The sequence below is a fragment of the Anaerobacillus alkaliphilus genome (assembly GCF_004116265.1).
Classification (GTDB): domain Bacteria; phylum Bacillota; class Bacilli; order Bacillales; family Anaerobacillaceae; genus Anaerobacillus; species Anaerobacillus alkaliphilus.
Map to the genome: position 1 here is coordinate 233,929 of NZ_QOUX01000042.1, position 6,707 is coordinate 240,635.

Consider the following 6,707-nt stretch of genomic DNA (forward strand, 5'->3'; position numbering starts at 1 on the left):
GATTAATAGGAGGAGGAAAATGAAAAAAATTGGGATATTAGGTGGTACGTTTGATCCGCCTCATTATGGCCATCTTCTAATAGCTGAAGAAGCAAGAATCGCTTGTTCTTTAGATGAAGTATGGTTTATGCCAACAAGAATACCTCCTCATAAGGTTGGGAGCAACCTTTGTTCGGATGCTGATCGTATCGAGATGGTTAAACAAGCAATTACTGGTAATTCGTATTTTAAGCTATGTTTGATTGAATTCGAACGGGTTGGACCTTCTTATACAGTTGATACGATGATTGAGCTTAAGAAGTGTAATGAGGATACAAGCTTCTTTTTTATTATAGGTGGAGATATGATAAATTACCTTCCTCACTGGAAGGATATAGATAAATTACTTACTCTTGTTACATTTGTAGGTATTCAGCGTCCTGGTCATCCGATTTCCTCTAGTTATAGTGAGAAAGTAGTTATGATTGAAGTTCCTCAACTAGAAATATCTTCAAGTGAAATTAGGGAACGTTTGCAACATAGAAAATCCGTACGTTATCTTCTCCCTGAAACAGTGCATGATTATATAAAGGAGAGGAATATATATGGATAAAGAAAAAGCATTAGAAATAATAAAAAGTCAGTTACCTGAAAAACGTTACATTCATACACTTGGGGTTGTCGAAACTGCAGTTAAACTAGCTAACAAATATGGAGCTAATCCAAAGAAGGCGGAGTTAGCAGCTATTTTTCACGATTATGCAAAGTATCGTCCTGTTTCTGAGATGCGATCAATTGTTATTGAACATAAAATGGATCCGAATATATTGAAATATGGTCGGGAGCTATTACATGCCCCAGTCGGTGCGTTTTTAGTTAAAAAAGAAGTTGGAATTGAAGATGAAGAAACCTTAAATGGCATCCGCTACCATACAACGGGCAGACCCTATATGAGCTTATTAGAAAAAATCATTTATATCGCAGATTATATTGAGCCTAATCGTACGTTTAAGGGAGTTGAAGAAGTGCGAGTGTTAGCTGAGGAAGATTTGGATCTTGCTTTGGTTACTTCGATTGCCAATACTGTTCATTTCTTACTGAAAAAACAGCAACCAGTTTTTCCAGATACGTTAGCTACTTATAATCATTTAATTTTAAAGGAGGAGTTTTAGTACATGCATGAAAATAAAATATTAGAAATAGCTGTAAAAGCAGCTGATGACAAAAGAGCCGATAACATTGTTGTTTTAGATATGAAGGGGATTTCACTTATTTCAGATTACTTCTTAATTTGTCACGGTAACTCTGAAAAGCAGGTACAAGCAATAGCTACTGAAATTAAAAAAACAGCGCAAGAAAATGAAATTGAATTAAAAAGATTGGAAGGCTTTGACCAAGCTCGTTGGGTTCTCATCGATCTTGACGATGTTGTTGTTCATGTATTCCATAAAGATGAGCGTCTTTATTACAACTTAGAAAAACTATGGGGAGATGCACCGACACTGGATGTTGAAGGGGTTCTTGGGTAATGGAATGGAAGCCTGGAATGATTGTAAGTTTGAAGGTCGCTCGAAAAGCTGATTTTGGCTATTTTTTAACAACTGAAAAGGAAAACAGTGAAGATGTGCTACTCCATAAGCGACAAGTTACATCCCCTATTGAAATAGGGGACACGGTAGAAGTGTTTTTATTTCACGATCATCAGGAGCGTCTTGCAGCAACAATGGAAAAACCAATTGTATCTTTAGGGAAATTCGATTGGTTAGAAGTAGTATCAATAAATGAGAGAGATGGCGTATTCCTTTATAATGGTATTGCCCGTGATTTGTTCTTGTCGATGGATGACCTAGGTCCAGATCGCTCGTTGTGGCCTAAAGTAGGAGATAAGGTGCCTGTATCATTAATTTACGATAAAAAAGGTCGACTAATGGGACGACTTCTTCGTGGTACGCCGATAGAAGAAACAGCAGAAAAAGCTCCAAAAACAATCTTGAACGAAAATGTGACGGGATCCATTTACTCCTTTGCGGAAAAAGGTGTGTTTGTAATGACAGAAGAAGGGTATATTGCTTTTCTTCATTTCAATGAAGCAAATGAGGAGTTGCACCTAGGAAAAGTTATTACAGGTAGAGTGACGTTCGTTCGTGATGACGGGAAAATCAATATTTCCCTTCAACCGAAGGCCCATGAAAGAAGACATGATGACGCGGATAAAATATACGAGTTTTTACTTAAACGTGACGGTGGTATGCCTTACACGGATAATTCAGATCCAATAATCATTAAACAAAAATTTGATATGAGTAAAGGCGCCTTTAAACGAGCCATTGGTAAGTTGTTGAAGGAAGGTAAGATTTACCAAAAAGATGGCTGGACGTATAAAAAGGAGTAACCCTCAATGAATTACAATAAATTTGCCTACTTGTATGATGAATTAATGATTGACGCCCCTTATAATCAGTGGGTGTCTTTCGTTTTAGAGATAACTGAACGTATAGGTTCAAGTAAAAATCGAGTATTAGATTTAGGCTGTGGAACGGGAAATGTTGCTATCCCACTAAGTAAGCAGGGTATAAATGTAACTGCCGTTGATTTATCTGAGGAAATGCTCTATGTGGCGAGAGAAAAAAGTGAAAATGCTGGAGTAGCCATTCAATTTTTTCAACAGGATATGAAGGAGTTAGATGGTTTAGGTAAATTTGATGTAGTATTGTGCTTATGTGATTCCATTAATTACCTTCATGATGAAACTGATATTTGCCAGACCTTCCAGAAAGTCTACAATCACCTAAATGATAATGGCTTGTTTATCTTTGATGTTCACTCGGTCCATAAGGTTGATAACGTATTGGCCGGTAATACGTTTGCTCATAATGGTGAAGATATCTCCTATATTTGGGAATGTTTTTCCGGAGATGAGCCGTTTAGTGTTGAACATGATTTATCTTTTTTTGTTCAAAATGAACAAGGGTTATATGAGCGATATGATGAGTTGCATAAGCAACGAACATACCCGATAAGTGTTTACGAAAAAGGCCTATCTGACTTAGGGTTTCATATCGTATCAATTACAGGAGACTTTTCATTAGACGAGCTTGCAGATGATGCGGAGCGCTGGTTTTTCGTTGCCAAAAAAGGGTAGATAAAAGAGGGAATCTCATTTTTTTGAGAATCCCTCTTTTCACCTAACGAAATATTCATTATACTATTATTGAAATTGATCGTTTACTTTCTCGAGATCTTCCCTGTATTTCGCATGGGTTTGCTGGAATAAGTGATCGAACATATCTCCAATCTCCTCACGCAATACTTTCAATCCTTCACCTGTGACACCACCAGGTACAGAAACTCTCTCTTGTAAGGTCGGTAATGTAAAAATTTCTTTTTCAAGTAATTTTCCAAATCCGACAAACATCTCACTTGCTAATTGTGTTGCTTCTTCTTTACTAATTTCTGTTTGCCTAACAGCTGCATCTACAAAAGCTTGAACTAAAAAGCTAAAGAATGCAGGACCACAGCTTGCAATATCAGATGCAACCCTAGTGATATTTTCTTCGATTTGTACCGGCGTAGAAATATGTCTAAACAAACTTTGTAAAGTTTCTAAATCATCGGATGTACATGTCGACCCTAAAGTTACTAGAGATGTACCAGCGAAAGCTCTGTTTGTAATGCTAGGTATAATTCGAGCGGTTTTACAATCAACTACCGATTCCAATTGCTCAATAGAGATAGGACTGGTAATTGAAATCAAAAGTTTTTCTTTGGTCAAAACGGTATTTAACTCTTTTAGTAAAGGATGAAATTGTAACGGCTTTACACAGATAAACAATATATCAGCCTCACGTGCTACATCTTTACTGGACTCAGCTACATGTATGGCAGGGTATCTCTCTTGGAAAGCCTGAGCTTTTTCTATTGTTCGATTGGTGATGATAAGTTGAGATGGGGTTACTGCAGTTGATTCGATGAACGATTCAATTAAGATGCTCCCCATACTACCTGTGCCAATAATACCAATTCTCATGTGTTCAACCCCCTCCTTCTCGAACTTCTTACCCTTAAGTGTATGAGGCTGAATTTGGGAATATGACACAGAAAATTAAAAGCTCAGCATAATAAAATGCAGAGCTTTATAGGACTAGGAGGGCTTAATATGTTCCAAGACCATTTCTTTCGTAACTGTTTTTCTAATTGGAAAACGGAAAGATTTACTTAGATTATTCATTTTTTCAGTGATTGCATTAACCTCAGTTAAGGAAAAGTCTTGTTGCTCTTTTGCCGCTTGTAAAATTGCTTCAATGGCTTCTTCACGCTTCGCATCAAGCTTTCTATATTCTTTCTCTCCTTCAATAAATCTGGTCATTTGTTCTTTAATTTGTAAATGTACACTCATGAAAAATTTCTCCTTCTATACAATTCTTTTGGGGGTATTACTTATGTTGAAATTAAAACGGAATAGCTTATTCTTACTTGCAGTATGTACAATTGCTTTGGTTTTTAGTGTAAGCCTATTTAGAAGTTTTGACAACAGTAGAGTGACGGAAGATTATTTTCAGGCGTCAGTAACGACTACTGCTTTAGTTGAAACGGAAAAAGAAACACACAATCCTAGTACAAGAATACTCGTAGATATTAAAGGTGCTATAGTTGATCCTGGAGTGTATGAAATGCACCTAGGAGACCGTGTTATCCATGCAATTGAAAAAGCCAGTGGTTTTTTATCTGAAGCTAACCCAGATATGGTTAATTTAGCTTTAATACTTGAGGATGAAATGGTCATTTATGTACCATGGAAAGGTGAAGAAGAACAACCGCAGATAACATCAGAACATGTCACCAAGAAGGATACGAACAAAATTAATATTAATAATGCTACTAGCGAAGAGTTACAAAAAATTCCTGGGATTGGGCCAGCAAAGGCTTCTGCAATAGTAACGTATCGCGAGGAAGCAGGGAAGTTTAAGAGTATCGAGGATGTGGTGAATGTACCGGGTATTGGTGCAAAAACACTTGAAAAAATAGCGGAATTTATTGTAGTAAAGTGATAAAATATTTTTTCTGAAATTATTGACAATTCTTATTGGCAAACTGTATAATCACCCTATTGAAATAAAATAATTGAAGAACTCTTATTGAGAGAGGTGGAGGGATTGGCCCTATGAAACCCGGCAACCAGTGTGTAAACACAAGGTGCTAAATCCAACAGAACAGAATTGTTCTGAAAAATGAGAGAAAGAAGCAGATACGAACTCTTCTCTCATAAATATGAGAAGAGTTTTTTGTTGTTTAAAGAGTTTAGAGGAGGAAATGAAAATGACTGAAAGAAATTGGAGTTTAGAAACAATCGCTGTACACGGTGGTCAAGAAGCGGATAACAATACTTTATCGAGGGCAGTACCGATCTATCAAACAACTTCTTATGTTTTCAAAGATACCGATCATGCAGCGAATTTATTTGCGTTAGCTGAGGCAGGCAATATTTATACACGAATTATGAACCCAACTCAAGACGTTTTTGAAAAAAGGGTAGCTGAATTAGAAGGTGGAATTGCTGCTTTAGCCACAGCTAGTGGGCAGTCAGCAATCACACTTGCGGTTTTAAATATTTGTGAGAGTGGTGATGAAGTAGTTGCATCGAGCTCATTATATGGCGGTACATATAATCTTTTTGCACACACGCTAAGAAAGTTAGGGATTAAGGTTCATTTTGTTGATGGAACAAATCCTGAAAACTATCGTGCAGCCATCAATGATAAGACAAAGCTTCTTTATGGGGAAATTATCGGAAATCCTAAGGGAGATGTCCTTGATATCGAGGCAGTTTCAAACATTGCACATGAAAATGGAATACCGTTAGTAATTGATGCAACATTCTCAACCCCGGCTTTATGTAGACCAATTGAACATGGTGCGGATATTGTTGTCCATTCTGCGACAAAATTTATCGGAGGACACGGTACATCGATTGGCGGAATTATAGTTGATGGTGGAAATTTCGATTGGGGAAATGGTAAGTTCCCAGGATTGTCTCAGCCAGACCCAAGTTATCATGGGATTGTTTATACAGAGGCAGTAGGAAACTTAGCCTATATTATTAAAGCACGTGTACAATTATTACGAGATCTTGGACCTGCAATTGCACCATTTAACTCATTTTTACTTCTACAAGGTCTAGAGACCCTCCATTTACGTTTAGAACGTCATTGTGAGAATGCTTTAAAAGTAGCTCAAAACCTACAAGAAAATTCATTAGTAGATTGGGTAAGCTATCCTGGGTTAGAGAGTCACCAAAGTTACCAATTAGCTCAAAAGTATTTACCAAAAGGTAAAGGAGCAATCCTGACGTTTGGAATTAAAGGTGGTATAGAAGAAGGAAAGAAATTCATCAATGCATTAAAACTATTTTCACATGTAGCAAATGTAGGTGACGCAAAATCGCTTGTTATTCATCCAGCAAGCACAACTCATCAACAGTTAACTCCAGAAGAGCAGCTTTCTGCTGGAGTAACACCGGAATTAATTCGTCTTTCAATTGGAATTGAAAATATTAATGATATTTTAGCAGATTTACAACAGGCACTAGAATTAAGTCAGAGATAATTATGAATTATGAATTATGAATTATGAATTATGAATTATGAATTATGAATTATGAATTATGAATTATGAATTATGAATTATGAATTATGAATTATGAATTATGAATTATGAATTATGAATTATGA

General features: G+C 36.6%; 9 protein-coding genes and 1 riboswitch. Of the genes, 7 read left to right on the forward strand and 2 right to left on the reverse strand.

Annotation, left to right across the window (positions count from 1 at the left end):
* Window positions 1–19 precede the first annotated feature (19 nt).
* Genes DS745_RS14025 through DS745_RS14045 form a run of 5 tightly spaced genes read left to right on the forward strand, consistent with a single transcriptional unit; the run spans window position 20 to window position 3,121 of the window.
* Entirely contained in the window at window positions 20–592 is a 573-nt protein-coding gene (locus DS745_RS14025; RefSeq protein WP_129078855.1) for a nicotinate-nucleotide adenylyltransferase, read from the forward strand.
* Window positions 585–1,151 (forward strand): bis(5'-nucleosyl)-tetraphosphatase (symmetrical) YqeK, encoded by a 567-nt coding sequence (gene yqeK / locus DS745_RS14030; protein ID WP_129078856.1) that lies wholly within the window; start codon window positions 585–587, stop codon window positions 1,149–1,151. The genes DS745_RS14025 and yqeK overlap by 8 nt, the downstream gene beginning before the upstream one ends.
* Window positions 1,152–1,154: 3 nt before the next feature.
* Entirely contained in the window at window positions 1,155–1,508 is a 354-nt protein-coding gene (rsfS, locus tag DS745_RS14035) for a ribosome silencing factor (RefSeq protein WP_129078857.1), read from the forward strand.
* Entirely contained in the window at window positions 1,508–2,371 is an 864-nt protein-coding gene (locus DS745_RS14040; RefSeq protein ID WP_129078858.1) for a CvfB family protein, read from the forward strand. Before rsfS ends, DS745_RS14040 begins: the two co-directional genes overlap by 1 nt.
* Window positions 2,372–2,377: 6 nt before the next feature.
* Window positions 2,378–3,121 (forward strand): class I SAM-dependent DNA methyltransferase, encoded by a 744-nt coding sequence (locus DS745_RS14045; protein WP_129078859.1) that lies wholly within the window; start codon window positions 2,378–2,380, stop codon window positions 3,119–3,121.
* Between the two features lie 66 nt (window positions 3,122–3,187).
* Here the strand turns inward: DS745_RS14045 and comER are convergent, their stop codons facing one another.
* Window positions 3,188–4,006: a late competence protein ComER gene (gene comER, locus DS745_RS14050; protein ID WP_129078860.1), complete on the reverse strand. Its 819-nt coding sequence runs from the start codon at window positions 4,004–4,006 to the stop codon at window positions 3,188–3,190.
* Between the two features lie 114 nt (window positions 4,007–4,120).
* Window positions 4,121–4,375 (reverse strand): DUF2533 family protein, encoded by a 255-nt coding sequence (locus DS745_RS14055; RefSeq protein ID WP_129078861.1) that lies wholly within the window; start codon window positions 4,373–4,375, stop codon window positions 4,121–4,123.
* 43 nt (window positions 4,376–4,418) lie between these two features.
* Here DS745_RS14055 and DS745_RS14060 point away from each other — a divergent pair, with 43 nt between their 5' ends.
* Together DS745_RS14060 and DS745_RS14065 are read left to right on the forward strand one after the other, a co-directional pair.
* Window positions 4,419–5,027, forward strand: a complete 609-nt coding sequence (locus DS745_RS14060; RefSeq protein ID WP_161568270.1) for a helix-hairpin-helix domain-containing protein — start codon at window positions 4,419–4,421, stop codon at window positions 5,025–5,027.
* An 81-nt stretch (window positions 5,028–5,108) separates the two neighbouring features.
* A riboswitch (SAM riboswitch) is annotated at window positions 5,109–5,214 on the forward strand.
* Between the two features lie 81 nt (window positions 5,215–5,295).
* Window positions 5,296–6,582 carry a homocysteine synthase gene (locus DS745_RS14065; protein ID WP_129078863.1) on the forward strand — a complete coding sequence of 429 codons (1,287 nt, stop codon included), beginning with the start codon at window positions 5,296–5,298 and terminating at the stop codon, window positions 6,580–6,582.
* Window positions 6,583–6,707: the final 125 nt, after the last annotated feature.